The organism is Chloroflexia bacterium SDU3-3 (assembly GCA_009268125.1).
Taxonomy (GTDB): Bacteria; Chloroflexota; Chloroflexia; order Chloroflexales; family Roseiflexaceae; genus SDU3-3.
Genome location: WBOU01000009.1, coordinates 45,483 through 71,368 on the forward strand (window position 1 = coordinate 45,483; position 25,886 = coordinate 71,368).

General features: G+C 66.7%; 19 protein-coding genes and 1 pseudogene. 9 read left to right on the forward strand and 11 right to left on the reverse strand.

What is annotated here, in order from left to right; translation table 11 throughout:
• Positions 1–23: 23 nt before the first annotated feature.
• Positions 24–440, reverse strand: a complete 417-nt coding sequence (locus F8S13_15885) for a YjdF family protein (protein KAB8142030.1) — start codon at positions 438–440, stop codon at positions 24–26.
• 178 nt (positions 441–618) lie between these two features.
• On the opposite strand from F8S13_15885, the gene F8S13_15890 reads away from it, so the two are divergent.
• Positions 619–1,065 carry a dehydratase gene (locus F8S13_15890; GenBank protein KAB8142031.1) on the forward strand — a complete coding sequence of 149 codons (447 nt, stop codon included), beginning with the start codon at positions 619–621 and terminating at the stop codon, positions 1,063–1,065.
• A gap of 73 nt (positions 1,066–1,138) precedes the next feature.
• Here the strand turns inward: F8S13_15890 and F8S13_15895 are convergent, their stop codons facing one another.
• The 3 genes from F8S13_15895 to F8S13_15905 form a co-directional block, all read right to left on the reverse strand.
• A complete protein-coding gene (locus tag F8S13_15895; GenBank protein ID KAB8142032.1) occupies positions 1,139–2,521 on the reverse strand; it encodes an HlyC/CorC family transporter in 1,383 nt (460 codons plus the stop codon).
• A 148-nt stretch (positions 2,522–2,669) separates the two neighbouring features.
• Positions 2,670–3,695, reverse strand: a complete 1,026-nt coding sequence (locus tag F8S13_15900) for a sigma-70 family RNA polymerase sigma factor (GenBank protein ID KAB8142033.1) — start codon at positions 3,693–3,695, stop codon at positions 2,670–2,672.
• Between the two features lie 519 nt (positions 3,696–4,214).
• A complete protein-coding gene (locus F8S13_15905) occupies positions 4,215–5,255 on the reverse strand; it encodes a polyprenyl synthetase family protein (GenBank protein KAB8142034.1) in 1,041 nt (346 codons plus the stop codon).
• Positions 5,256–5,582: 327 nt separating this feature from the next.
• Between F8S13_15905 and F8S13_15910 the strand changes: the two genes are divergently transcribed.
• The 3 genes from F8S13_15910 (at position 5,583) to F8S13_15920 (ending at position 8,520) form a co-directional block, all read left to right on the forward strand.
• Positions 5,583–6,860: an AI-2E family transporter gene (locus tag F8S13_15910; protein KAB8142035.1), complete on the forward strand. Its 1,278-nt coding sequence runs from the start codon at positions 5,583–5,585 to the stop codon at positions 6,858–6,860.
• Positions 6,857–8,023, forward strand: a complete 1,167-nt coding sequence (locus F8S13_15915) for an AI-2E family transporter (protein ID KAB8142036.1) — start codon at positions 6,857–6,859, stop codon at positions 8,021–8,023. The genes F8S13_15910 and F8S13_15915 overlap by 4 nt, the downstream gene beginning before the upstream one ends.
• Positions 8,024–8,244: 221 nt before the next feature.
• Complete coding sequence (locus tag F8S13_15920) at positions 8,245–8,520, forward strand: acylphosphatase (protein ID KAB8142037.1); 276 nt, start codon at positions 8,245–8,247, stop codon at positions 8,518–8,520.
• 74 nt (positions 8,521–8,594) lie between these two features.
• Here the strand turns inward: F8S13_15920 and F8S13_15925 are convergent, their stop codons facing one another.
• Complete coding sequence (locus F8S13_15925) at positions 8,595–9,497, reverse strand: DUF11 domain-containing protein (GenBank protein ID KAB8142038.1); 903 nt, start codon at positions 9,495–9,497, stop codon at positions 8,595–8,597.
• 217 nt (positions 9,498–9,714) lie between these two features.
• Positions 9,715–10,863 carry a cystathionine gamma-synthase gene (locus tag F8S13_15930; protein KAB8142039.1) on the reverse strand — a complete coding sequence of 383 codons (1,149 nt, stop codon included), beginning with the start codon at positions 10,861–10,863 and terminating at the stop codon, positions 9,715–9,717.
• Positions 10,864–11,112: 249 nt separating this feature from the next.
• On the opposite strand from F8S13_15930, the gene F8S13_15935 reads away from it, so the two are divergent.
• From F8S13_15935 to mutS, 3 genes are all read left to right on the forward strand, one after another.
• Positions 11,113–12,351, forward strand: coding sequence for an MFS transporter (locus tag F8S13_15935; GenBank protein ID KAB8142040.1), 1,239 nt, complete (start codon positions 11,113–11,115; stop codon positions 12,349–12,351).
• A gap of 2 nt (positions 12,352–12,353) precedes the next feature.
• The gene (locus F8S13_15940) at positions 12,354–13,487 is read left to right on the forward strand and encodes a winged helix-turn-helix transcriptional regulator (protein ID KAB8142041.1); all 1,134 of its coding nucleotides are present in this window, start codon (positions 12,354–12,356) and stop codon (positions 13,485–13,487) included.
• Between the two features lie 108 nt (positions 13,488–13,595).
• A complete protein-coding gene (gene mutS, locus F8S13_15945) occupies positions 13,596–16,790 on the forward strand; it encodes a DNA mismatch repair protein MutS (protein KAB8142042.1) in 3,195 nt (1,064 codons plus the stop codon).
• A gap of 1,216 nt (positions 16,791–18,006) precedes the next feature.
• On the opposite strand, the gene F8S13_15950 is transcribed toward mutS, so the two are convergent.
• On the reverse strand, positions 18,007–18,648 hold the full coding sequence (locus F8S13_15950; GenBank protein KAB8142043.1) for a histidine phosphatase family protein: 642 nt from the start codon (positions 18,646–18,648) through the stop codon (positions 18,007–18,009).
• A 128-nt stretch (positions 18,649–18,776) separates the two neighbouring features.
• Between F8S13_15950 and pgl the strand changes: the two genes are divergently transcribed.
• Positions 18,777–19,613 carry a 6-phosphogluconolactonase gene (gene pgl, locus F8S13_15955; GenBank protein KAB8142044.1) on the forward strand — a complete coding sequence of 279 codons (837 nt, stop codon included), beginning with the start codon at positions 18,777–18,779 and terminating at the stop codon, positions 19,611–19,613.
• Between the two features lie 17 nt (positions 19,614–19,630).
• Positions 19,631–20,527, forward strand: coding sequence for a hypothetical protein (locus F8S13_15960; protein ID KAB8142045.1), 897 nt, complete (start codon positions 19,631–19,633; stop codon positions 20,525–20,527).
• A gap of 76 nt (positions 20,528–20,603) precedes the next feature.
• Here the strand turns inward: F8S13_15960 and F8S13_15965 are convergent, their stop codons facing one another.
• From F8S13_15965 to ftsA, 4 genes and pseudogenes are all read right to left on the reverse strand, one after another.
• Complete coding sequence (locus F8S13_15965) at positions 20,604–22,217, reverse strand: DUF87 domain-containing protein (GenBank protein ID KAB8142181.1); 1,614 nt, start codon at positions 22,215–22,217, stop codon at positions 20,604–20,606.
• A gap of 587 nt (positions 22,218–22,804) precedes the next feature.
• Positions 22,805–23,188 (reverse strand): annotated as a pseudogene (locus tag F8S13_15970) (hypothetical protein).
• A 141-nt stretch (positions 23,189–23,329) separates the two neighbouring features.
• Positions 23,330–24,517, reverse strand: a complete 1,188-nt coding sequence (gene ftsZ, locus F8S13_15975) for a cell division protein FtsZ (protein KAB8142046.1) — start codon at positions 24,515–24,517, stop codon at positions 23,330–23,332.
• A gap of 79 nt (positions 24,518–24,596) precedes the next feature.
• A complete protein-coding gene (gene ftsA / locus F8S13_15980) occupies positions 24,597–25,847 on the reverse strand; it encodes a cell division protein FtsA (GenBank protein ID KAB8142047.1) in 1,251 nt (416 codons plus the stop codon).
• Positions 25,848–25,886: the final 39 nt, after the last annotated feature.

Genomic DNA, 25,886 nt, shown 5'->3' on the forward strand with positions numbered 1-25,886 from the left:
CCCTGCGCGCTGGCGCGACTCACCTAACGACCTCGATGCTTCGCCAGCGCCTTCTCCTTGGCTCGCTGGCGCTTGTAGTCGGCCAGGGCCTCGCGCTGGGCGCGGCTCTGGGTCTTGCGCTCGCACTTGTGCTGCTCCAGCTGCTGGCGCAGCACATCCTGGGCCTTGGTGGAGATGCCGCGCTCGGCCAGGGCGCGGGCGGCCTCGCGGGCCTGGCGCTTGGGGCTGGGCCTGCGCTCCTGGGCGGGGGCCGCATCCGCCGCCGCAGGCGGGGCCGCCGCCAGCAACGCGGTATATGGCCCCAGCACAAAGGCCAGTACCTCCGGCCCGCTCGGCTCGGCCCCAAACACGTGCCGCGCTACCCGCAGCGTGTCGCCGCATGCCTCCTCGATCACGCCCACCCACCAGGGGTCGGCAAAGTACACCGTCAGCGTGCTCATGTGATTCCTCCCTTTGACGCACATGCGCGCCGGACAACCCAGGGAGGGCAGGTTACTGACAGCCCCAGCGGCTGCGCCCGGACTACCAACCGGACCGTGTTTTTACGCGCAAGGAAAGTATAGGCAGGCGCAGGGCGGGCCGCAACCACCCCAGGGCCGACCATGCTACAATAGCGCCATGAAACGCACATTTTACGAAGACTACGCCATCGGCGACACCTTCACCACGCCCGCACGCACCATCACCGAGGCCGACGTGGTGGCCTTCGCCGGGCTGACCGGCGACTACAACCGGCTGCACACCGACGCCGAGTATATGCGCGATTCTGCATTCGGCGAGCGGATTGCCCACGGGCTGTTAGGCCTATCCATTGTCAACGGGCTGAAGTACCGCACCGACATCGACTCCGACGGCATCATCGCCTTCCTCGGCCTCAGCTGGAAGTTCAGCGCGCCGATCAAGTTCGGCGACACCATCCACGCCACGCTCCAGATCAGCGCCATGCGCGAGACCAGCAAGCTCGACCGTGGCATCATCATCAAGCAGGTGCGCGTGCTCAACCAGCGCGGCGAGCTGGTGCAAGAGGGCGAGTTCACCATGATGGTCAAGCGGCGCGAGGGCTAGGCAGATCGCACGCGGCACAAAAAGACGCCCTGGCAGCAGCAAAGCCGCCAGGGCGTCTATCATGATGCCCGCGCTAGTCGCCCGTACCCTTGCGCGGCGATTCGGATGGATTGATCCGGCCTGTGGCCAGCACCGCCTCCGACTGCGCCAGATTGGGCGTCGGCGGCTTGACCAGGATCTTGTCGATGCGCCGACCGTCCATGTCGATCACCTCGAAGGTGAAGCCCTGCCACACATGCTTGGCCCCCACGTTGGGGATATGCCCCAGCAGCGAGAGCAAGAAGCCCGCGAAGGTCTCGAAATCGCTCTCGCGCCCGCGCTCGCCATCCGGCAGGTTCAGGCGCTCGACCGCCTCGGGGAAGGGCAGCAGACCGTCGACGAGGAACGTGCCGTCGTCGCGGGCCACCACAGCCTCCTCGGCCTCGTCGTACTCATCCTGAAGCTCGCCCACCAGCTCCTCAAGCATATCTTCCATGGAAAGCACGCCAGCCACCTGGCCGTACTCATCCAGCACCATCGCTAGGCCGATCCGGCTCTGCTTCAGCTGCTGGAACGCCACCATCGCGCGCTGGCCCTCCAGCACATACAGTGGCTGGCGCAGCTTCTGGTGCAGATCCAGCGCCTCGCCCTGGCCCCAGTCGCGCAGCAGATCCTTGGCGTGCAGGATGCCCAGCACGTGGTCGAGCGTCTCCTCGTACACCGGGATGCGCGAGTAGCCAGAGGAGGTAATCGTCTCCACCACCTCGCTGATCGGCGTGCCCAGCTCGATCGCCACCACCTGGGTGCGCGGGGTCATCAGCGAGCGCACGGTGCGGTCGGTGAAGGTGAACACGCTGTTGATGAACTCCTGCTCGGATGCCTCCAGCGTGCCCTCTTCCGCGCCCTCGCGCACCAGGGCGATCACATCATCCTCGGTGATCGGCGTCTCCGCCACGTTATGTCGCCCAAGCAGCCGCAGCACCACATCCGCCGAGAGTGTGAGAAACCACACCACCGGCGCGGCCAGGCGCGAGAGCATCTGCATCACCGGCGCGACCGCCTGGGCCATGCCCTCGGCGCCCTGGAGCGCCAGGCGCTTGGGCACCAGCTCGCCGATGATCAGCGACAGGTAGCTGATCAGGATGACCACCACTGTGAACGCCAGCGCATCGGCGTAGGGGGCAAGTATCGGAATTGCATGCAGCTGGGGGGCGAGCGCAGAGGAAAGGCTCTGGCCACCAAACGCTGCGGCAAAGGTGCCAATGACGGTAATGCCCACCTGCACGGTGGAAAGAAAGCGGTTTGGGTTTTCCGCAAGCTCAAGTGCTGCTGCTGCCCCGCGATTCCCCTCGTTCGCGCGCTGCTCAAGGCGGTTCTTACGCGCCGAGACGACCGCGATCTCTGAGGCGGCGAAGAAGCCATTCGCCAACATCAGCACCACCACGATTATCGCTTCTACCCACACGCCTTCAGACATAGTTCCTCCCTAACGTAAAGTACATACTCGTCAACACAGCACTAAGAGTACCACAAAATAATGGCATTCTTCTCACAAAAACGGTCATAGAAAAAGCGCGCGCCGCATCGGGATGCGGCGCGCGCTTGCGAAAAAGAGCAAGCGGGGGTTAGTCGAGGTAGGCCTGGAGCTGTGCGCCCACATCGGGGGCGCGCAGGTGGCGCAGCGCATCGGCCTCGATCTGGCGGGTACGCTCGCGGGTGATGCCAAACGCCACGCCGACCTCCTCAAGCGTGTGGCGGCGGCCATCCTCAAGGCCGTAGCGCAGCCGTAGGATCTTGCGCTCGCGCTCGGGCAGGGCCGCCAAGGCGCGCGAGAGGTCGTGCTCCATCATGCGCTGGGCCGCGATCTCCACCGGCGTCTCCGACGACTCGTCGGCCAGCAGCTCGCTCACTAGGCCCTCGCCATCATTGCCCAGCGGCTGCTCAAGCGAGATAGGCTGCGAGGCGGCCTGCATCAGGCGGCGCACCTTGCGCAGGCTCGTGCCCAGGGCCTCGGCGATCTCCTCGGGGGTTGGCTCGCGCTCGAACTGCTGCTCAAGCTGGCGCGAGATGCGGCGGAGCTGGCCAATTGACTCACTGAGGTGGACAGGCAGGCGGATGAGGCGGCTCTGCTCGGCGATCGCGCGCGTGATGGCCTGGCGGATCCACCAGGTGGCATAGGTGGAGAAGCGGTTGCCCTTGGTGTAGTCGAACTTCTCGACGGCGCGCATCAGGCCGATGTTGCCCTCTTGCACCAGATCCATGAACGAGAGCGGGCTGCCGATGTACTTCTTGGCGATGCTCACCACCAGCCGCAGGTTGGCCTGGATGAGCTGGCGGCGCGCGTCGTCGCCACGGATCACATCGCGGTCGAGCGCCACACGCTCGCCGATCGAGGACCACTCCTTGCGGTTGAGCCGGCCCTGGGCCGACTGGCCGCGCGCGATCTCCTCGGCCAGCGCCAGCTCGTTGGCGGCATTCAGCAGCGAGACCTGGCCGATCTCACGCAGGTACATCTGGACCGAGTCTTCCACCGACTCAGTGAAGCGTTTTGGGCCTACAGATACCGGAACATCTTCATTCCAAGCAAGGTCGTGGTCGTCGACAGTGTTGGATTTGTGGAAGTCGTCTGACTGCATTTGGGGGTAACGCATCGTCATCGCTTGATCTCCACTAGTGGCAGTGCGCCAAGGTAGTGCATTAAACCGTCGCCGACATACGATCACGGGATGGATGTCATAAGCATCGAGGCTTATTTATCTACGTGCCCAACGAAGAAGTGGCAGTATTGCAACGGTCTTGCATAGATACCGCTGGATAGGCAGGGAAGTTGCGGCCTGTTCCTCTGTGCTCCTAACAGCGGCCCAACCCCCGAGCAGATTCGCTTCGACACGATTTTTGGCTTGGTAGATTGGAAAAAGGTGACTTTTACCGTGGTGCTACTGTACACCAGAATGGTCGAGGTGAGAGGATAAAAAAAAGCAAGATTCCAACCACCTTGATCAAGAAATCTTGCGCTGGGAAAAATGGCGATTGAAAAGCAGGAGCGGCTTACAGGTATTAAAATACCATGAATATGCAGAAAAAACAAAAACGGGTAGAAGATCGCCCTTCACCCGTTTCATCGTTTTAATCTTTTTTAAGAAATAAACGGCCTGGTGACACGTGACAGCCTAGGCTTGACGGTCAAGCACGAACTGTAAGATCTCGGTGCATGCCGTTCGCGCGGGCGATGGCCCGAACCGATCGAGTGCCTGCAACGCACGTTCAGCGGAGGCGTGGGCCTCGGCCATGGCGCGCTGGATGCCGCCAGCGCGGATCACCGCATCGACCAGGGCTGGCACATCGTCGGGGTGGGGGATGGGGCTATGCACCAGCGGCTGCAGCCCGGGCTGCTTGCCATAGGCCACCGCATAGATCAGCGGCAGGGTCAGCGTGCCCTCGCGCAGATCGTTGCCCGCTGGCTTGCCCAGCTTGGCCTCGTCGCCGATGAAGTCGAGCACATCATCCACGATCTGGAAGGCCATGCCCAGCTCGTAGCCGAACACGCCCATGGCCTCGATCTCGGCATCGCTGCCACCTGCCACGGCGATGCCAGCCTTACAGGCCGCCACAAACAGCGCCCCGGTCTTGGCGGCGATCTTGCGTCGGTACTGCTCCAGCGCCACATCCAGCGGCACCAGCTGGGTCACCGGGTGAAGCTCGCCCTCAACCACGGTAAGCGCGGCCTCGGCGTAGAAGCGGATGATCCGTGGATCTGGCTCGAAGGCCAGCTCGCTGGCCGAAACGGCGAAGAGGTAATCGCCTAACATCAGAGCAACCTGATTATCCCACTGCGCATGCACGGTCTTGCGGCCACGCCGCTGGTCGGTGTGATCGACCAGATCGTCGTGCACCAGCGATGCGCCGTGCAGCATCTCGACAGCGACAGCCGGGTGCAGCGCGCGCACCAGATCGTACTGGCCCAGCCGCGCCGACAGCAGCACAAGCGCGGCGCGCAGGCGCTTGCCGCCTGCGGCCACGGTATAGCGGCCCGCCGCAGTGAGCAGCGCCGACCGCGAGCCAGCGCGATCCATGAGGCGCTGCTCGACCGCCCGAAGGTCGTTCGTGAGGTTCGCCCGCTGGAAAATGTCCGACAGCGTCGGCGAATGCTTTGGCATAACTGCGAATGCCACCTTGGCCTCGCGCGCCGTCTCCAGTCGTGGAAACACCATCGCGGGCACCCTTTCTCGTGTTAACGCACGCCCGTCATGCGCCATACAATGTTAATTATATCACAATCGGCCACATGTAGACGGTGCTCCTACATGTTCCGAGCGTACCATTACCGCATCGAGACCTGCTCGATCCGAGGCACCACCAGCGCATGCGCTTCCTAGCAAGGCAGACCGTGTGGCTGATATCGCACCGTTGGATTATACACTATGCCAGCACCAAAACCGTAGATGTTGACGCTAAGAAACCAGCCAAGGCCAAATCATGGCACGACCCTTGCCTATGCCAGCGCAGAACCCGCCGTGTGAAATGATCGAGCATACCCTATGTCTGCCTCTCAGAACGGCACCCCAAGCGCCCAGCCAGAGCCTGCCACACCGGCCTGGCAGCGGGTGCCGCTACGCCAGATCGCACTGGGCACTGCACTGGTCGCGCTGATCGTGTGCGGCTGCGTGCTGGTGCTGGCGCTGCGCTCTGTCTTCCTGCTGCTCTTCCTAGGGATTGTGCTGGCCACCGCGCTCAGCCCGCTGTTCGAGCGGCTGCGGGCGGCGGGCCTCTCGCGCAATCTAGCGGCCATCACCACCTTCCTGCTGCTGCTGACTTTCCTGGGCGGGGTGCTGGCCCTGATCATCCCCTTCTTTGTCGCCCAGCTGGGGGCCGCCGCCACCAGCCTGCCACAGCGCTACGCCTCCTTCCTCGATATGCTGGCCCACGCACCGTTTCGGCTGGTGCGCGATCTGCGCCCGCTGCTGCCAAACGACCCGTTCGTGCCCATGCAGGGCGACGGGGCGCTCTCGCCCGATATGGGCGAGGCGCTGCCGCCGCTGCTGCGCGGGCTGGCATCGGGCGCGCTGGTGCTGCTGCTCAGCTTCTACTGGCTGAGCTACCGTGCGCTGGCCATCCAGTCGGTCGCGCTGCTCATCCCGCTGAACCTGCGCACCCAGGCCACCGAGATCTGGAACGAGATCGAGGCGAAGATCGGCGCGTTTGTGCGCGGGCTGGCCATCCTCAGCATCAGCATCGCGGTGCTCTCGTTTGCGGGCTACAGTCTGATCGGCCTGCCCGGCGCACTCACCATTGCGCTGATCGCCGGGCTGCTTGAGGCCGTGCCCTATGTGGGCGCACTGGTGACCATGGTGATCGCAGCGATGGTAGGGCTGGCGATCTCGCCCGAGAAGGCGCTGCTGGCCGTGGTGGTGGCAAATATCGTGCAGGCAATCGAGGGGTCGATCGTGGTGCCGCGCGCGATGGACCGCACGGTGGGCGTGAACCCGGTGGTCACGCTGCTGGCGCTGGCGCTCTTCGGCGAGCTGTTTGGGCTGGTGGGGGCGCTGCTGGCGGTGCCGCTGGCCGCCGCGCTGCAGGTGCTGCTCGACCGCTTTGTGCTGCGCGGGCCAGCGCCCGAGAGCATGGAGATCGGCGGGCGCGACCAGCTGGCGCTGCTGCGCTATCGGGCCCAAGATCTGGCCAGCGACCTGCGGCAGCAGGTGCGCAGCAAGGGCGCGGAGATCACGCCCGAGGCCGATGCGGGCGAGGAGGAGCTTGAGTCCATCCTCACCGACCTTGACAGCGTGCTTTCGGCGGCCCAGGAGCAGACCCCATGAGACGAATTGCACAGATCACGCTTACTATTTTCTGCACGCTGCTGGCCTTTGTGCTGCTGTGGGCGTTTCGGCCAGCGCTTGAGCTGTTTGTCGGCTCGGTGGCGATCGCGGCGGCGCTGCGCCCGCTGGTGCGGCAGACCGAGGACCGCGGCATACCGCGTGGCTACGCCATCCTGCTGTGGTATGTGCTGGCGCTGGCGCTGCTGGGTCTGGTGGGCGGGCTGTTCCTGCTCAATATCTCGGGCGAGGCGGCCAGCGCGCTTGAGGGCTTCCCCACATGGTACCGCACGCTGGTGGTGCAGCTGCAGCAGGGCGACATGGTAGGCCAGGCGCTGGCCCAGGCCCTGCCCCCGCCCGAGGTTGTGGCGCTGCCGCAGGCCCCGGCCTTCACCGGAACGCTGACCGGGCTGGTGGGCGGGGCGGTAGCGCAGATTGTGCTGGTGATGGCGATGCTCAGCCTGTCGTTCTACTGGCTGAGCGAGGTCACCCACTTCGAGCGCCTGTGGCTCTCGCTGCTGCCGGTGGGGGCGCGCATCCGCGCACGGGCGGTCTGGCGCAACGCCGAAAATGCGGTCGGGGCCTACATCCGCGCCACGCTGGCGGCGACCATGTGCGCAGGCCTACTGCTGCTGGGTGCCTACCGCCTGCTGGGCCAGATCCCGATGGTAGGCATGATCCCCTTCGCGGCCACGCTGGCGCTGCTGGGCGGTATATCGCACCTAGTGCCACGGGTGGGGCCAGGGCTGGTGGTGCTGCTCAGCGCGGCTGTGGCCGCCAGCAGCGGCATGGCATCGGCGGCGGCGGTGGGGCTGGTGGGCATCGCCATTCACATCGCCGCGCACCACCTGGGCGAGTGGGTGCTGCACACGGGCAGCGAGCGCGTGAACCCGCTGCTGCAGGTGCTGCTGCTGCTGGCGCTGGGCGAGGTCGGCGGGTTTGGGGCCATGATCTTCGCACCGCCGCTGGCCGCGCTGGTGCAGGTGCTCAACAACAGCCTGCGGGCCGCCACGGTCAACACCCCAAGCCAGCAGGCCGCATTCGCCATGCTCCACCAGCGGCTCGACCAGGTCGAGCAGGAGACCGACGCCGAGCAGCACGAGCTGCTGAACGTGCTGCGCCGCAGCCGCGATCTGGTTGGGCAGGCCCAGCAGCTGCTTGAGTAGGCCGGGTCTATGCGTTCTCGTTTGGCAGACCAGGGTTACCACCAAGACTCCAAGCAACAAAAGGGAGCAAATCCTAAGGGTTCAGCATTGCTCGCTTGATTTCGATGGTTTTGCAGAACACATTGGCCCTGCTTGAGTAGTCCGGGCAGCTTGTCGAAGCCATGGGGCTGGCCTATAATCAGCCGCAGGAGGCCAAGTTTCACATGGGGAGGCGGTGCGCCATGGAAGATGTGCGGGCGCAGGTTGTGGTCAGCGGGCGGGTGCAGGGGGTGTACTTCCGGGTCTCGACGCAGGATCAGGCACGGGCGGCGGGGGTACGCGGCTGGGTGCGCAACCTGCCCGATGGCCGCGTCCAGGCGGTGTTCGAGGGCAGCGCGGCGGCGGTGCGGCAGATGATCGACTGGTGCCACGAGGGGCCAGACATGGCCCACGTGGACCATGTCGCAGTCGAGTGGCAGACGCCCCAGGGCGAGGGACAGGGCTTCCGCATCCGCTAGATAGCACGCGCATAAAAAAACAGCGCAGCGGGCAGACACGGTGTCTGCCCGCTGCGCTGTTTTGGTAAGACAGCCTAGCGGCCCTTGCCCGCGTAGCGCCAGACCAGCGAGCCTGCGCCGATCAGGGCCAGCGAGAGGCCCAGCAGCAGCAGCGGCGAACTATCGCCCGCGCCGGTGCGGGGCAGCGCCCTGGGCGGGGTGCGCGTGGCCACGGGGGTGGCAACCGCAGGCGTGGCCTCCAGCATGGGGGTGGGGGTGCCCTCCAGCGTGGCCGTGGTGGTGATGACCGGCGTGGCGGTGCCCGCCACAGGCGACGCCGCAACGATGACGATCGTCACCTCCGAGGTGTTGTTGCCCGGGTCGTCGGTGGTGCTGCTGGTGCTGATGATCGCCACATTCTTCGCAGCGCCAAACGGGGCATCGAGCCGCACGCGCACCGTAATCTGGATCGTCACAACCTCATCGGGAGCAAGCGAGCCAATATCCACCGTGATCGCGCTGCCGCTCGTGCTGGCCGTACCTTTGCTGGTGGTCACACCTACCAGCTCGAACTCGCTGGCAAGATTATCGCTCACCACCACATCATTGGCGGTGCGCTCGTCCTCATTCGTAGCGGTGAGCGTGTAGAGGAAGGTCTCGCCTTGCTGCGCGGTCGAGACGCTGGCCGACTTATGGATGGTCGGGTCGGCCTCTCTCCCGCCCGAGGGGCGCGGTGTGCTGGTGGGCGGCACCGGCGTGGCGGTAGGCGGCTCGGCGGTGGGCGGCTCGGGCGTGTTGGTGGGCGGCACCGGCGTGCTGGTGGGCGGCACCGGCGTGCTGGTGGGCGGCACCGGCGTAGGCGTCGGTGGTTCGGCGGTGGGCGTGTCCACCGCATGCAGAGGCGCTGCATATGTCGCAGGGGCTGGGGCATAGAGCGATACACCGATAAGCACTGCACCAACAAAAAGCGTCATCCACGACATGACTCGCGCTTGCATAGCATCTCCTTGAGGGACAAAGGCGCTGCCCCACATTGTAGCAATTAACGTTGTATCGACACCAAATTCAGGCACATGGCGCGCAGTTTTAGGCCACAATCATAAGTATACAAGAAAAAGCGTTGTTTTCCCTAACACATTCTTTTCTCAAATATGCAGCAATGCAGGAACATAAAAAAGGGCGAGGTGCGTCCACACCCCGCCCCAATGCGGCAGACTAGGCCAGCGCCTGCGCCAGATCGTCGATCAGATCCTGGGCTTCCTCAATACCAACGGAGAGCCGCACCAGGCCTGGCGGAACCTCAAGCGCCGAACCGGCCACGCTCAGGTGGGTCATAGCGGCGGGCACCTCGATCAGGCTCTCCACGCCGCCCAGGCTCTCGGCCAGGGTGAATAGGTGAGTGCGGGCAACCAGATCGCGCGCCGCATTGGCCCCGCCGCGCATCACCACCGAGATCATGCCGCCGAAGCCGTGCATCTGGCGCTTGGCCAGGGCGTGCTGGGGGTGCGAGGGCAGGCCGGGGTAGATCACGCGCTCGATCGCGGGGTGCTGCTCAAGGTAGCTGGCCACGGCCAGGGCGTTCTCGGCGTGGGCGCGCATGCGCAGCGCCAGGGTCTTCAGGCCGCGCAGCACCAGCCAGCTGTCGAAGGGGCCGGGCACGCCGCCCGCCGCGTTCTGCACGAACTGCACGCGGGCCGCCAGCTCGGCATCCTTGAACACCAGCGCGCCGCCCACCACATCGCTGTGGCCGCCCATGTACTTGGTGGTGCTGTAGAGCACGATGTCGGCGCCCAGCTCCAGCGGGCGCTGGAAGTAGGGCGAGGCGAAGGTGTTGTCGACCACGGTGAGGATGCCGCGCTGCCGGGTGTGCTCGGTGATCGCGGCGATGTCGGCCAGCTTCAGCAGGGGATTGGTGGGCGTCTCGATCCAGATCAGCTTGGTCTCGGGGCGGATGGCGTCGAGCGCCTGCTCAAGGTCGCTGGTATCGACAAAGTCGGCCTTGATGCCTTGGCGGCTGAACACCTTGTCGAAAAGCCGGAAGGTGCCGCCATACACATCATCGCCGCACACCACGTGGTCGCCGCTGGAGAGCGCGAGCAGCAGCGCCGACTCGGCGGCCAGGCCCGAGGCGAAAGCTAGGGCGGCTGCGCCGCCATCCAGCGCGGCCAGAGCTGTCTCTAGCGCGGCGCGGGTGGGGTTGCCGCTGCGCGAGTACTCGTAGCCCTTGTGCACGCCGATGGACTCCTGGGCGAAGGTCGAGGTCTGGTAGATCGGCACGATCACCGCGCCGGTGGCCGGGTCTGGCTCCTGGCCAGCGTGGATGGCGCGGGTGGCGAAGCCCTTATCGTGATAGGTTGTGCTCATATTGTTGCCTTTGTGTATACAGAAATACATGTTTATTGTAACCGACGTGCGACATGTTGTGGCGGGTGTGGCAGCGCGCTGGCCACGCCTATTGTAGCGCACGTGGCTAGGAGAGGCATGGGCAAAAACAAGCTGCTGTATCGTAGTCAAAAAGCTACGATATACATCGCAAGACGGATATCTTTTCAGCACTAGGCTGATTAGACTCTATATCGTAGCTTTATAACTACGATATAGAGGAGAACGGGCATGTACAGCATCTTGCGAAATCGCGCGCTGGTCACTATCGGCATCGCCGAGGGCGTCAGCAACATCGGCAACTGGATCAACACCATGGCTATCTTTGCGCTGCTGCTGTTTCGCGGCGGCGGCGGCGTAGCCGAGAGCAGCGGCATCTTCCTGGCGGGCCTGGTGCCCACGCTGCTGGTCAGCCCGCTGGCAGGCTGGCTCTGCGACCGCTTCGACCGCAAGCGGCTGATGATCGCCAGCGAGCTGCTCTCGGGGCTGATGGTGGTAGGGCTGATCTTCGCGCAGCACACCACGCTAATCTACGCCCTGCTGGTATGCCAGGCGATCTGCGGGGCGGTGATGGGGCCAGCGCGGCGCTCCTCCATCCCACAGATCGTCGCGCCCGAGCAGCTGCCCAAGGCCAACGCGCTGCTAGAGCAGATCGCCAGCCTGATCAAGATCGCCGCGCCGCTGCTGGCCGGCGGTCTGCTTGCGGTGCTCAGCCCGCACCAGGCGCTCATCCTCGACGTGATCTCGTTCGCGATCTCGGCGATCATTCTGGCATGGCTACCCAAGCTGCCGCCCGCCGCCGCGCCCAGCCAGCACGCTGCCGCGCCCAAAAGCTCGCTGGGCGGGACGCTGCGGGGCAACGCCCGGCTGGCCCTGCTGATGGCGCTAGGCTTCAGCCTGCCCGCCGTGGTGATGGGCTTCGATGTGCTGGCATCGCTGCTGGTGCGCGACTCGCTGGGCGGCGACGAGCGGCTGTACGGCCTGCTGATCGGGGCAATCGGCGCGGGCAGCCTGGCCAGCACCGCGATCGTCATGCTGCGCCGCAGGGCCGCCGACCCCTGGCGCGATGCCACGGTGGGCATAGTGATACTGGCCGCGCTGCCTGCAGCCATGGCGGCGGCAGCAATCACGCCGCGCGTGGGCGCGCTGCCGCTGCTGATCTGTAGCATCGGCGCGGGCGTGGGCATCGGTCTGATCACCATGCAGGTGAGCACCCTCATCCAGCAGATGGCCCCGCCCGCGCTGCTCGGCCAGGTCAGCGGCATGTTCCAGAGCTTCCACACCGCAGGCCAGCTGGTGCCGCTGCTAGTGCTGCCGATGGTCATCCCGGCGCTGATCTCGATCGGGCTATACTTTGGTATGATGTGCGCGGCGCTGCTGCTGCTGGCAGCGGCAACCCAGATCGTGCTCGGCATGCGCCGATTCAGCCCGCCCGAGCAGGCCGAGCCAGGCCGGGCGACCACAGGATAACCATGGAAGATGCACGCGCGGCCCGCGACGCAGGCGGGTGGGAGATCGTCGAATCGGTAGCGCTAGAGCTGGATTTTGGCATAAGCATCGCGTGCGATCGGCTGCCCGCGCCGTTCCGCCAGGAGCGCTCGCGCCAGATCGCCCAGCAGGCCGCCGCCTGGCGCGAGGACTGGGCCGCGCTGATCGGCAGGCCGACCGGCTGGATCACGATCTGCGAGTACCTGGCCGACTTGGCGGGCGTGCTGACCGAGCGCGACTATGGGCGGGCCAGCATGGCCATGCGCGAGCTAGGCCAGCAGGATGCGCTGGAGCGCCTGATCGACAAGGCCGCGCGCTACGGCCTTGCGCCCCACCCCGATCTGCCCCCCGCCGAGCGGCTGCCCGAACTCTACAACCGGCTGATCCAGGCCCGCCGCCAGCACGTGGGCTTCAGCGAGGTGCCGCGCTCGGCGGTGCTGCGCCACGGCCAGCACGAGATCGCGCGGGCGGCGCGCTTCTTGGCGGGCGGCGATCTGCACACGCGCGGCTGGCACCTGATCGACCGCTTCTACTACGAGATCTATGCGCCCTGGCGGGCCGAGCAGCAGCCCGTGATCGACCAGGCCTACGCCGAGGCCGAGGCCGCCATGGGTGGGCGGGCGGGCGCGGGCAGGCCCGACACCAGCTGGCTGCCCGCCCAGAACCCGCTGCGCCACCAGCTGCCGCTGAGCAACGCGCTGGACGCGGGGATGCTGCGCGCGCTGCTGTGGGTCGAGCCATTTGGCTCCTTCGACTCGTGGGCGCTGGGCGATGGGGCGGTGTTCGCCTCGTGCAGCACATCCACCACGGCGCTGACCGGGGCCATGGACAAGCTCGAAGACCTGAGCCGCCGCATCCAGGCGCTGGCCGACCCCACCCGCCTGCTCATCCTGCGGCTCATCCGCAACCGCGATGCCAGCAACACCGGGCTGGCATCCTACCTCGATCTGGCCCGGCCCACCGTGAGCATCCACGCCAAGATCCTGCGCGAGGCGGGCCTGATCACCACCACCAGCGCCGGGCGGGCCGTGCGCCACCACATCCAGGCCGATGCCATCCGCAGCCTGTTCCGCGAGCTTGAGCAACTGCTCGACCTGCCCGAGATCAGCGAGGACTAGCCCTTCCAGATGCGGCGCGGCGCACAAAAGAACATTTGTTTCACCAGCATGAGCGTGCTATAATGCGGCCAAGGTACGAGTATCTACCACGAAACGGAGCCGCAGCATATGGCCACAGCCCCCGACCGTCGCGCTCTCCAGCGCCGCCTCGACGACGAGTTCCCCGACCTCCAGCTGCTCAACTGGTACATCCAGTACCGCCAGCTCAAAGCGGGCTGCCCGGATGCGGTGCTGCTCTACCGCATGGGCGACTTCTACGAGACCTTCGACGACGACGCCAAGCTGGTCGCCGAGAAGCTGGAGATCACGCTCACCTATAAAAAGTTCGCCAACAACAAGGCCACCGGGGCCGAGCAGCGCTGCCCCATGGCGGGCCTGCCCTACCACGCCGCCGAGCGCTACACCAGCCAGCTGGTGAGCGCGGGCTACCGCGTGGCGATCGCCGAGCAGATCAGCGAGACGCCATCCAGCCGAAAAGACACCCGCCCCAAGTCGGTGTTCGCGGGCGGGATCGAGGCCGGCGAGGCCCGCAAGGGCATGGTCGACCGCGAGGTGGTGCGCATCCTCACCCCCGGCACGATCACCGAGACCACCATGCTGCCAGCGGTGCAGAACAACTACCTGGTGGCCGTGATCGCCGAGGGCGGCAAGGTGGGGCTGGCCTACGCCGACCTGAGCACCGGCGAGTTCGCCTGCACCGAGTTCGCGGGCGACCGCGCCCACGCCCAGGCCCAGGGCGAGCTGGCCCGCCTGAGCGCCGCCGAGCTGCTGGTGCCCGAGGATGAGAAGCTGCGCATCCCCGGCCTCGACCCGGCCAGCGCCCGGCTGGAGCACGACCTGGAGTTCATGACCAAGGGCGAGCGCGAGATGCTGCTGCCCGGCGAGCGCCTGGCCCGCCGCACCGAGCGCGAGAACAACGCCCGCTGGGCGCACGGCCACGTCACCGGCGTGCCCGCGTGGAAGTGGGATCTGCGCACCACCTACGATGCGCTGACCCAGCAGTTCGGCGTGCGCTCGCTCGACGGCTTCGGCCTGAGCGCCGAGAAGAAGCTGGCCATCCGCGCCGCCGGGGCCATCCTGCAGTACACCCGCGAGACCCAGAACGGCGCGCTGGTGCACATGACCTCGCTGCGGGCCTACACCACCAGCGACGTGATGTTCCTCGACCCGCAGACGCGCCGCAACCTGGAGCTGCTGGAGGGCAGCGGCGGGCGCTCGAAAGGCTCGCTGGTGCAGGTGCTGGACCAGACCCGCACGCCCATGGGGGCGCGGCTGCTGCGCCGCTGGATCGGCCAGCCGCTGCTGGATGTGGCCCAGCTCACATCGCGGCAGGAAAACGTGGGCTTCTTCGTGGAGAACGCGCTGCTGCGGGCCGACATGCGCGAGCGCCTGAAGGCGCTGGGCGACATGGAGCGGGCGGTCAACCGCGTGGCCCAGGGCGGCGGCGTGGCCGTGCCGCGCGACCTGGTGCGCCTGCGCGAGGCGCTGCGCGCGCTGCCCGCCACCATCGAGGCGCTGGGCGGCTGGCGGCCAGCGGGCATGGCCGCGCCGGTGGCCGCGCCCGAGCAGGATGCCCAGGGCGAGCCAGAGCTGGGCGGCGAGTGGGACATGCTGTTCGATGAGGAGCCGCCCACGCCCGAGCCACCAGCGCCCGAGCCGCCCACGCCCGAGCCAAGTCTGCGCGAGCAGCGCGAGGCCAGGCGCAAGGTGGCGGCCCGCTACGCCGAGCAGGAAGACCTGTTCGCCGACTTCGACTGGGGCGCGGATGAGGATGAGGAGCCGCTGCCCGAGCCGCCCGCCCCCGAGCCGGAGCCGCCCGCCCCCGAGCGCCGCGCGCTGCCCCGCCCGCGCCGCAGCGCGGCCCCCAGCCCCAGCGGCATCGACGCCTGCGCCGACGTGCTGGCCTTCCTTGAGGGCGCGCTGGATGACGACCCGCCAGCGCTGCTGGGCGCTTCCAACTACCTGCGCGCCGTGGCGGGCGGCGAGACGCCCCGCCGCGTTATCCGCCCGGGCTTCGACAAGGGCATGGATGAGGTCGTGAAGGCAGCTCGCACGGCCCAGCAGTACATCAGCAACCTTGAAGCCCGCGAGCAGCAGAAGACCGGCATCAAGTCGCTGCGGGTGGGCTACAACCAGGTGTTCGGCTACTACATCGAGGTGGCCAAGAGCTACGCGGGCGACGTGCCCGCCGACTACATCCGCAAGCAGACGCTGAGCACCGGCGAGCGCTACTACACCAGCGAGCTGAAAGAGTTTGAGAACATCGTCATCACCGCGCAGGAGCGGCTGAACGACCTGGAGCGCCAGGCCTTCGCCCGCGTGTGCGCGATCGCCGCCGAGGCGGGCGAGCGCCTGCTGGCCACCGCCCGCGCCCTGGCCGAGATCGACGTGTACCTGGCGCTGGCCGAGGTGGCGGCGCGCGGCGGCTACACCCGCCCGCTGCTGGCCGAGGACAGCCGCCTGATCATCCAGGCGGGCCGCCACCCCATGGTCGAGCAGGCCCTGGATGACCCGTTCATCCCCAACGACGCGCTGCTGGACACCGACGCCAACCAGATCCTGGTGATCACCGGCCCCAACATGGCGGGCAAAAGCACGGTGCTGCGCCAGATCGCGCTGATCGTGCTGATGGCCCAGATCGGCTCGTTCGTGCCCGCCGAGCGCGCCGAGATCGGCCTGGTCGATCGGATCTTCACCCGCATCGGCGCGCAGGACGACATCGCCACCGGCCAGTCGACCTTCATGGTGGAGATGACCGAGACAGCGGCGCTGCTCATCCAGAGCACACGGCGCAGCCTGATCATTCTGGATGAGGTGGGGCGCGGCACCAGCACCTACGACGGCATGGCCATCGCCCAGGCGGTGATCGAGTACATCCACAACGAGCCGCGCCTGGGCTGCCGCACGCTGTTCGCCACCCACTACCACGAGCTAACCCGCCTGGAGCACGTGCTGCCCAGGGTGAAGAACTACCACATGGCGGCGGTAGAGCAGGATGGCCACGTGGCGTTCCTGCACAAGCTGCGCAGCGGCGGGGCCGACCGATCCTACGGCATTCATGTGGCCGAGCTGGCGGGCATCCCCCGCGCGGTCACCAAGCGCGCCAAGGAGCTGCTGGCCGACCTTGAGCAGTCGACGGCGCAGCCCGCCCCCGCGCCCCAGGCTGAGGGTGCCGCGCCCGAGGCCGCGCCCGAGGGGCTGCACCCGGCGGTGGAGTTCATTCGGCGGCTCCAGGTGAACGAGCTGACGCCGATCGAGGCGCTCACCAAGCTCTACGAGCTGCAGCAGCTGGCGAGGCAGTAGTTTTTCTTCACCACGAAGACGCGAAGGCGCGAAGGTTTTTTACCACCAAGGCTCCAAGGCTCCAAGTTTGCAGACTTGGGGCCTTGCGCCTTCTTCGAGCATTCACCTGCCTTCGTCGAGCGTTCACCCGCCTTCATCGAGCATTCACCTGCCTCATTCGAGCGCTCACCTGCCTCATTCGAGCGCTCACCTGCCTCATTCGAGCGTTTCCCAGCCTCATTCAAGCCGCCGCAATGAATCGCGCCGTATGCATCGCGTGCATCGTGTGCATCGTGCGATGGTTCGATGTGGCGATGCACGCGGCGCGGGCGGACACGAGATCCGCCCCTACATCGATGTGTGACACTGTGCGCATCGGGCGGGGCGGCAATAAGGGCAAGGCGGGCATTCTCGCACTCCTCAAGCATCTTTTCCCAGCACATCCAAAATCTTGGCGCCTTGGTGGCAAAAAATCCACGCCGAGCACATCCAAAATCTCCGAATCTTGGAGTCTTAGAGTCTTGGTGGTAAAAAATCCTCGTGGTGAATCTGGGTGTTGCCTTGGGGCGAGGCGGCGTGCTATACTGCGGGCAAGAAGAGGAACCCCTATGGATATGACAGCGGCACAGCCCAGCGTCAACGCTATCGCCCTTCACGACTACGGAGGCCTGGGCTGCTGCGTGCCATGGCTGTGGGGGCGCAGGGCCTAGTGTACCTTGCTAGGCAGAACCTCTTCCACAGCCTTCCCGAGCGGGAAGGTCTTTTTATTTTCCTGCTCTGATCGCGCGATGTCCGTGGCGGCGAGGCGTACCCGCGCCCGCTCGACGGCGAGCCAGCGGCCCCCATGCGGCTGCGCGCCCCACAGATGCGACAGAGCCAAGCAGAGAGGACTCTGTATGAGTACCATCAAACCGTTCGCGATCAAGACCCACGCCCCGCGCATGCCGTCGATCCTCAAGCTGTTCCAGCGGATCGCCAAGGCCCACCCGATGATCATCGCCGTCTCGCCCCCCGACCAGCACACGCGCCCCGAGCGCACCACCCGCTACTAGCCCTACCGCGCCGTAGGCGCTGCCACCACCCCTCCGCCCCGCTATGGCCAGGGCAGGGGGCGAACACAGCCATACGCCGCGTAGGTGTGAGGAACACCGAAACGAATGACCGCACGACCAAGCAAACAGGGCATCAGGCGCAACCTGATGCCCTGTCTTTTTTTGTGCCAAGCCCCGCTACGGCGCTAGATCGCCTTCTGGTTCTCGCGCGCGGTCTCTAGGCGGCCCAGGTGGCTGGCCTCGCTCAGCGAGACCAGGTAGGGCATGCCCTCGCCGTACTCGATCACGCTGATGCTGGCGTTGGTGACCCAGATGCGGTTGATGCGGTCCATGTCCATGCCCAGCGCATCGGCCACCAGGATCTTGACCACCACATCGTGGGTGGAGAGCAGCACGTTGCGGTCGGCGAACTCGCTGTACAGCCGCTCTTTAAAATCGAGCACGCGCTTGAGGATGTTGCTGAAGCTCTCGCCGCCGGGCATCTGCGAGCGGGTGGGGTGCATGCGCCACTCGACCAGGCCCGCGCCGTAGCGCGCGACCACCTCATCCAGCATCAGGCCCTGCCAGTCGCCGTGGTCGATCTCCAGCAGGGAAGGCTCGACGGTGAAGGGCACCGCCGGGTGGTGGGCGGCGATGGCCTCCGCCGTGCGGCGGGCGCGCTGTAGCGGGCTGGCGAAGATCGCATCGATCGGCTCGCCCTTGAGGCGCTCAGCCAGGGCGGCGGCCTGGCGCACGCCAAGCTCGGACAGCGGCGCGTCGGCCTGCCCCTGGTAGCGCCCGATTCGGTTCCACTCGCTCTCGCCGTGGCGAATAATGATGAGACGCATAGTTACCCTCTGCTCAAATGACTGCCTGGCAGATGCCAAGGGACCACGCTGAACCAGAGACACTGCCGGCTACCGCAAAACCGCAACCTGTTTACCGCGCGCCATTATAGCGGAAACTCGCCGCGCCGATGTGGTACCATGCGGCCACGAAGAAGCGCGATACAGGCCGCCCCACGCGCCAGAGAGGCTTGCGCAGGCTCTGGCCGCGCGCGGCAAGCGAGGAAAATATGGCCGAGACCCAAACCTGGCAGATCCTGCCCACCGCCGACGACGTGGCCGCCGAGGCCGCGCGGCGCTTCGTGGCGCTGGCCCAGCAGGCCGTGGCCCAGCGCGGCGTGTTCACCGTGGCGCTGGCGGGCGGCACCACGCCCAAGCGCATGTACGAGCTGCTGGCCCAGGCCCCGCTGGTCGACCAGGTGCCCTGGCCGCAGGTGAAGTTCTTCTGGAGCGACGAGCGTTTCGTGCCGCTGGACCACCCCGACAGCAACTACCTTGCCGCCCGCCTGGCGCTGCTCGACCACATCGCCATCCCAGCCAACACGGTGTTCCCCGCGCCGGTGGCCAGCGACACCCCCGAGCATGTCGCCGCATCCTACGCCGCCACCATCGCCCAGGAGCTTGGCGAGGGCGGGGTGTTCGACCTGGTGCTGCTAGGCATCGGGCCGGATGGCCACACCGCCTCGCTCTTCCCCGGCCGCCCCGAGGTGGACGCGCCCAGCGCGCCCGATGTGATCGCCATCCGCGAGTCGCCCAAGCCGCCGCCCAGCCGCATCACCTTCGCACTGCCGCTGATCAACGCCGCCGCCCACGTGATCGTGCTGGCCCCTGGGGCCGAGAAGGCCGACGCCGTGCGGCGCTGCCTGCGCCCGGCTGCGGGCGAGCTGCCGCCGCCCGCCGGGCGGGTGCGCCCCGGCGCGGGCCGGCTCACCTGGCTGATCGACGAAGCCTCGGCCAGCCAGCTCTAGCGGGAGAGGCAGCACCGATGATAGCCGAGCAATCTACCTTCGCCCAGATCCGCGCCCTGCTCGACCGCGCCGAGCGCGACACCGTGGCGGTGCGTCAAGATGCGGCCCGCGCCGCCGAGCTGCTGCGCGGCATCGAGCAGGCCGAGGCGCTGCTGGATGTGCAGCGCGGCCAGGGCATCGACAGCCGCGCCGAGGAGGGCCGCGCCAGCTCGCTGCGCGGCTTCGCCCTGCGCGAGGCCCGCATGATCGTGCGGCAGGCCCAGGCCGCTGGCCAGGCCCAGCAGCTGGCGGACAGCCCGCTGTGGGCCGAGCTGCTGGCCAGCGAGGCCGCGCGCACGGCCCGCCAGCGCCGCAGCCTGCTGCTGTGGCTGGGCGGCATCGCCGCGCTGGCCGTGCTGCTGGTGGTGGTGGTGCCCCGCGTCTTCCCATCCGCGCCGGTGGCCAGCACGCTAGAGGTGAGCGCGCATGTGGAGCAGGGCGACCTGCAGGGCGCGCTGGCCCTGGCGCTGGCCGAGCAGGCCAGGGTGCCCGAGGATGAGCAGATCGGCATGTGGGTGGCGGCGCTCCAGCAGCAGCTGGGCCAGGCCAGCGCGGCCAGGGCCTCGTGGGATGCGGCCAGGGCGCGCTACCCCAGCGAGGCCAGCTACCTGAACGATCAGGTGGGCGTGCTGGTGGCCGTGGGCGACACCGCCCAGGCCGAGCAGGCGGCCACCCGCCTGCAGCAGCTGCCCGGTGGCGCGGCCTTCGGCACCTACCAGCTGGGGGCCGTGCGCGAGGCCCAGCTGCGCTACAGCGAGGCCATCCAGCTCTACGACCAGGCCAGCCAGCTGGCCGACAAGGAGGATCGCCCGCAGCTGGTGGTGGTGGCCAGGGCGCGCATGGCCGCGCTCATGCAGCTGCCGCAGCAGCCCTAGCGGGCGCGGCGGGTCGCAAAAAACGGCGCGGGCGGCATCACAACCGCCCGCGCCGTTTTGCCATGATCTCGCCCGGCTAGAACAGCTCGTCCATGTCGTTCTGGGCGCGGCGGGCGCGCACCTCCAGCGGCTCGGCCTCGCGCGCGCCCATGGCCCTGTAGAAGTGTTCGTCGTAGGCGCGGGTGCGCACCACCACCGGCATAGGCACGGCGTGGCCCAGCACCATGGCCTGCTGGCGCGAGTCCAGCGTGGCCAGCACCGACTTCAGCGCGCTGCCGCCGCTGACGCCGGTGAACACCGCGTCGATGTCCTTGTCGTCGTTGAGCAGCGCGGTGATGCGCGTGCCCAGCTGGCTCATCACCTCGTTGCTGATCGACGAGGGCCGCTGGTCCACGATCAGCAGCGTCACGCTGTACTTGCGCAGCTCGCGGGCGATGGTGCCAAAGATCGTCGCGCCCGAGGCCGAGGCGCTGAGGAACTTGTGGGCCTCCTCGATCGTGATCATCAGCGGGTGGGGCTTGTCGGCCTTGTTCTTCGAGCGCAGGTAGCTGTCCGTCATCTCGACCCAGCGGCGGTGGATGCGGCGGGTGATGATGTTGGCGGTGAGCATGTACGAGAGCGTGTCGGTGTGGCGGCCAAACTCCAGCACCACGTGCTTACCGTGGCTCAGCGCGTCGATCATGCGGTCGATCGTGGCGCTGGGCGCGGTCTCGCGCACGAACTCCTTGCGGGCCACCTGCTCCAGCTTGCGCTTCAGCGCGCTGATCGCCCCGGCGTGGCCGCCCGCCTCCTCGGCGAACTCCTTCAGCTCATCGGCGCTCATGGCCAGCAGCGCCTTCAGCCACTTGTCGCGGTAGCGGTCCACCAGCAGGTAGGCCGACTCGGTGGCGGTGGGGTTGAGGTTCAGCTCGTCGCGCAGCAGCTCGATGTCGCCCACCTCGATCTGGTCGAGGCCGATCACCACCTCCTCATCCGGGGCCACGCCACGGTTGCGCGAGGATGCGGGGTCGAGCGAGTAGACCAGCACCTGCGAGCCGCCGAACAGCTGGCGCAGGCCCTTGACGAAGGTGCCGCTCTCGCTGGTGGCGTCGTGGCCGTACTCGCTGTGCATGTCGAAGATCAGGTTGGATGCCGACTTGGCCTTGATCGTGCCGCAGAGGATCAGGCGGGTCAGGAAGCTCTTGCCGGTGCCGCTCTTGCCGAACACGCCGTTGGAGCGCTCGACCAGCCGCTCCAGGTCGAGGCAGATCGGCACGTCCATGTCCAGCGGACGCCCGATCTCGAAGTGGGTGCGGTCTTCGGTGCCGAACACGCGGGTGAAGTCGCTCTCGTTGGCGTCGAACACGGCGGCGAAGTGGCGCGGCACCGTCTTCACCGGGCGCGGCCCCTCGTTCAGGTCGTGCGGCACCATCAGGTTGGGCTTGAGGTTGATCGAGCCGTAGGTGGATGTGCCCGCCAGCACCTCGTAGAAGAACGGGTCGCTGCCGGGCGGGTCGGCCAGGATCTTCTGGTTGGTGGCCTCCAGCGACACGTCCGTCACCATCGAGAAAAACTGGTGCTTCTCGCCCTCCACCACCACAAATTTGCCCACCCGCATATCTTCGACACTGGCGTCCGCGTCGAGCCGGGCGCTCAGCCCCTCGATCAGCGAGCCGCTGGTGATGACGCCCAGCTTCGCGCGCGTGAACATGGACATACGCGTGATCTCCTGCCTCGGTCTTTGGTACATCTGTGCGACAACTATAGCATTATTGGGGGGGCTGTCAAGCGCAGCGAGGTAGGCTGTTTACCACGAAGACGCGAGGGTTTTTAACCACGAAGACGCGAAGACGCGAAGGGGATGGGGAACCATTTACCACCAAGACTCCAAGAGGGCGAAGGGGATGAATACCACGAAGACGCGAAGAGGATGGGGAGCCGTTTACCACCAAGACTCCAAGACTCCAAGAGCGCAAAAAGATCGAGAAACGGCAAGGAGCCAGCCCTACCCACCTGGCCCATGCGGCGAAGGTGCCGCTCATGTTTTGATGGCCATATGCGCGAACATCAGCAGCCAGGGAACGGCACAGGAACGCCCAAAATTGGGGGTTCGAAGGGGGCGATGCCCCCTCGCGGGGTCGCTAGGGGCAGGCCCCTAGCCGCCGCCCGCGCAGGGCACACACCAAACAGAAAAGAGGAACCTACATCATCGAAGCCGCAGCCGGTCGCCCCAACCGCGCAATGCTCCAAACATTGCCTACGGTCGGGCCGACCCAGAACCGCCGCCAAACAGGCAAGCAGCCCTTCATCCACCCCCAGCAGCCCTTCATCCACTCCCAGCAACCCTTCATCCACTCCCAGCAACCCTTCATCCACCCCCAGCAACCCTTCATCCACCCCCAGCAGCCCTTCATCCACCCCCAGCAGCCCTTCATCCACCCCCAGCAGCCCTTCATCCACCCCCAGCAGCCCTTCATCCACCCCCAGCAACCCTTCATCCACCCCCAGCAACCCTTCATCCACCCCCAGCAACCCTTCATCCACCCCCAGCAACCCTTCATCCACCCCCAGCAGCCCTTCATCCACCCCCAGCAACCCTTCATCCACTCCCAGCAACCCTTCATCCACTCCCAGCAACCCTTCATCCACTCCCAGCAACCCTTCATCCACCCCCAGCAACCCTTCACCCCAATCTTGGCGTCTTGGAGTCTTGGTGGTTACGAATCTTCGTGCCTTCGCGTCTTCGTGGTAAAGAATCCCGTGGTAAAGAAAAAAGCCCCGGCCCAGACAGCGCGTGTCCGGGCCGGGGCTAGTGGGAAGGGCCTACTTGCGGCGGTTGCGCAGGAACGGCGGGATGTCCAGGTCATCCGTGTTCGTGAACGACGGGGCCGGGCGCTGCGGCTGCTGCGGCTGCTGCGGCTGCTGCGGCTGCTGCGGCTGGGCAGGCGCGGGGCGGATGGGCTGCTGCTGCGGGCGGGCCTGCTGCGGGGGCTGCTGCGGCACGCCTGCGGCGGGGAAGCTGCTGCGCTGGCGCTGCTGCTGGTTGTTCTTGTTCACGTCGAAGCCGGTGGCGATCAGCGTCACCTTCACCGCGCCGGGGGGCATGGTCGGGTCGAACACCGCGCCCCAGATGATCTGGGCCTCGGGGTCCACGGCCTTGGCCACGATATCGGCGGCCTCGTTCACCTCCAGGATGCCCAGATCCTCGCCGCCGGTCACATTGAAGAGCACGCCCTTCGCGCCGTCGATCGAGACCTCCAGCAGCGGCGAGGCGATCGCCATGTTCACCGCATCCACCATGCGGTTGTCGCCCGTGCCGTGGCCGATGGCCATGAGCGCCGAACCTTGCTGGGCCATGATCGTCTTGACGTCGGCGAAGTCGACGTTGATCAGGCCGCGCTGGGTGATCAGGTCGGAGATACCCTGGATGCCCTGGCGCAGCACATCGTCGGCCATGCGGAAGGCCTGGAGCATGGACGTGTTCTTGGATGCGGTCTGGAGCAGGCGGTCGTTCGGGATGGTGATCAGGGTGTCCACCATCGGCTTCAGCTGCTCGATGCCCTGCTCGGCGGTCTTGCCACGGTGGCGACCCTCGAAGGTGAAGGGGCGGGTGACGACGCCCACCGTGAGCATGCCCAGATCCTGCGCGATGCTGGCGATGATCGGCGAGGAGCCAGTGCCGGTACCGCCGCCCATGCCAGCGGTGATGAAGCACATGTCCGCGCCCTTGAGTGCGTCGTAGATCTCCTCAGTCGTCTCCTCGGCAGCCTTCTGGCCGATCACCGGGTTACCGCCTGAGCCAAGGCCCTTGGTCAGCTTGTCGCCGATGCGGATGCGCACATCGGCGCGCGAGTGCATCAGCGCCTGGGCATCGGTGTTCACGGTGATGAACTCGACGCCCTGGACCCCGTCCTCCACCATCCGGTCGACAGCATTGGAGCCGCCGCCGCCTGCACCGATCACCTTGATTACCGCGTGTGGCTCGGGCATGTAGCTCGAAAAATCGGTCATGGAAACCTCCTGTGAGAGCACCCCGCATGGCGAATCGCGGCGCGACTGGCATCACGCCACGCCATCCAGAGCGCGTGCATCACGGCAGAAACTCGCGAAGCCAGTTTTTAAAACGCTCGTAGGTATTCGTCCAGCCCTCGTGGCCCTCATCGGGCGAGGACGAGAAGCTCTGGTCGGGCAGGCCGTGGCGCGCGCCCCAGCGCACCAGGCCCACGGCGGTGGCGTAGGGCGGGCTGTCGAGCGCGTCGGCCAGGCCGCCCAGGTCGCTGGGCACGCCGATCCGCACCGGCACGCCCAGCATCTCGCGCATCAGCTCGTCGAAGCGCGGCAGCAGCGAGGTGCCGCCGGTGAGCACGATGCCTGCGGGCAGCATGCCCTCGTAGCCGCTGCGGCGGATCTCGTTGTAGATCAGCTCCACCACCTCCTCGGCACGGGCCTGGATGACCTGGTTGAGCGTCTGGCGGCTCACCTGCTGGCGCTCACCCACGGCGAAGGCCTCGACGTCGATCAGATCCTCGGTGGTGTCCTGCGGCTCGTCGGCGATCGCCGAGCCGTACTTGAGCTTGAGGTACTCGGCGGTGTGGTAGGGCGTCTGCAGCACCAGGGCGATGTCGTTGGTGAAGTGGTTGCCGCCCACCGCCACCACGCTGGTGTGCCAGATGCCGCCCTGCACAAACACGGCGATGTCGGTGGTGCCGCCGCCGATATCCACCAGCACCACGCCGCGATCCTTATCATCCTCGGTCAGCACGGCCTCGCCAGATGCGAGCGGCTGGAGCACCAGGTCGTCGATCTCGACCCCGCCGCGCTGCACGCTCTTGATCAGGTTCTGGATGGCCATCACCTCGCCGGTGACGATGTGGGTCTCGACCTCCAGCCGGAAGCCGCTCATGCCCACAGGGTCGCGGATGCCCGAGTTGCCATCCACGATATAGGCGCGCGGGATGACGTGGATGACCTCGCGCTGGGTGGGGATGGCAATCGCCTGGGCGTTCTCGACCGCGCGCGAGACATCCTGGCGGGTGATCTCGTGATCGTTGCGGGCCACGGCCACCACGCCGTTCGAGTTGAGCGAGGCGATGTGCCGCCCGGCCACGCCCACATAGGCCGCGCCGATGCGGTAGCCCGAGACGCGCTCGGCCTTCTCGATGCTGGTGGCGATCGCATTCACCGCGTCGTCGATATTGACCACCACGCCTTTATCGAGGCCCTTCGAGGGCGTCAGACCGACCCCAAGCACATTGAGCCGACCATTTGGCTGCACCTGCGCCACAATCGCGCAGACTTTTGTGGTTCCAACATCAATGCCGACGATGGTTCGTTGAGCCATAGCAACATCCTACGGATGACTGGAGAAGGGCAGCGGCCT

What these genes read in the sequence shown, in the direction of transcription:
- F8S13_15885 (KAB8142030.1), bottom strand. Translation starts at nt 440, where the DNA reads ATGAGCACGCTGACGGTGTACTTTGCCGACCCCTGGTGGGTGGGCGTG.
- F8S13_15890 (KAB8142031.1), top strand. Translation starts at nt 619, where the DNA reads ATGAAACGCACATTTTACGAAGACTACGCCATCGGCGACACCTTCACC.
- F8S13_15895 (KAB8142032.1), bottom strand. Translation starts at nt 2,521, where the DNA reads ATGTCTGAAGGCGTGTGGGTAGAAGCGATAATCGTGGTGGTGCTGATG.
- F8S13_15900 (KAB8142033.1), bottom strand. Translation starts at nt 3,695, where the DNA reads ATGCGTTACCCCCAAATGCAGTCAGACGACTTCCACAAATCCAACACT.
- F8S13_15905 (KAB8142034.1), bottom strand. Translation starts at nt 5,255, where the DNA reads ATGGTGTTTCCACGACTGGAGACGGCGCGCGAGGCCAAGGTGGCATTC.
- F8S13_15910 (KAB8142035.1), top strand. Translation starts at nt 5,583, where the DNA reads ATGTCTGCCTCTCAGAACGGCACCCCAAGCGCCCAGCCAGAGCCTGCC.
- F8S13_15915 (KAB8142036.1), top strand. Translation starts at nt 6,857, where the DNA reads ATGAGACGAATTGCACAGATCACGCTTACTATTTTCTGCACGCTGCTG.
- F8S13_15920 (KAB8142037.1), top strand. Translation starts at nt 8,245, where the DNA reads ATGGAAGATGTGCGGGCGCAGGTTGTGGTCAGCGGGCGGGTGCAGGGG.
- F8S13_15925 (KAB8142038.1), bottom strand. Translation starts at nt 9,497, where the DNA reads ATGCAAGCGCGAGTCATGTCGTGGATGACGCTTTTTGTTGGTGCAGTG.
- F8S13_15930 (KAB8142039.1), bottom strand. Translation starts at nt 10,863, where the DNA reads ATGAGCACAACCTATCACGATAAGGGCTTCGCCACCCGCGCCATCCAC.
- F8S13_15935 (KAB8142040.1), top strand. Translation starts at nt 11,113, where the DNA reads ATGTACAGCATCTTGCGAAATCGCGCGCTGGTCACTATCGGCATCGCC.
- F8S13_15940 (KAB8142041.1), top strand. Translation starts at nt 12,354, where the DNA reads ATGGAAGATGCACGCGCGGCCCGCGACGCAGGCGGGTGGGAGATCGTC.
- mutS (KAB8142042.1), top strand. Translation starts at nt 13,596, where the DNA reads ATGGCCACAGCCCCCGACCGTCGCGCTCTCCAGCGCCGCCTCGACGAC.
- F8S13_15950 (KAB8142043.1), bottom strand. Translation starts at nt 18,648, where the DNA reads ATGCGTCTCATCATTATTCGCCACGGCGAGAGCGAGTGGAACCGAATC.
- pgl (KAB8142044.1), top strand. Translation starts at nt 18,777, where the DNA reads ATGTGGTACCATGCGGCCACGAAGAAGCGCGATACAGGCCGCCCCACG.
- F8S13_15960 (KAB8142045.1), top strand. Translation starts at nt 19,631, where the DNA reads ATGATAGCCGAGCAATCTACCTTCGCCCAGATCCGCGCCCTGCTCGAC.
- F8S13_15965 (KAB8142181.1), bottom strand. Translation starts at nt 22,217, where the DNA reads ATGTTCACGCGCGCGAAGCTGGGCGTCATCACCAGCGGCTCGCTGATC.
- ftsZ (KAB8142046.1), bottom strand. Translation starts at nt 24,517, where the DNA reads ATGACCGATTTTTCGAGCTACATGCCCGAGCCACACGCGGTAATCAAG.
- ftsA (KAB8142047.1), bottom strand. Translation starts at nt 25,847, where the DNA reads ATGGCTCAACGAACCATCGTCGGCATTGATGTTGGAACCACAAAAGTC.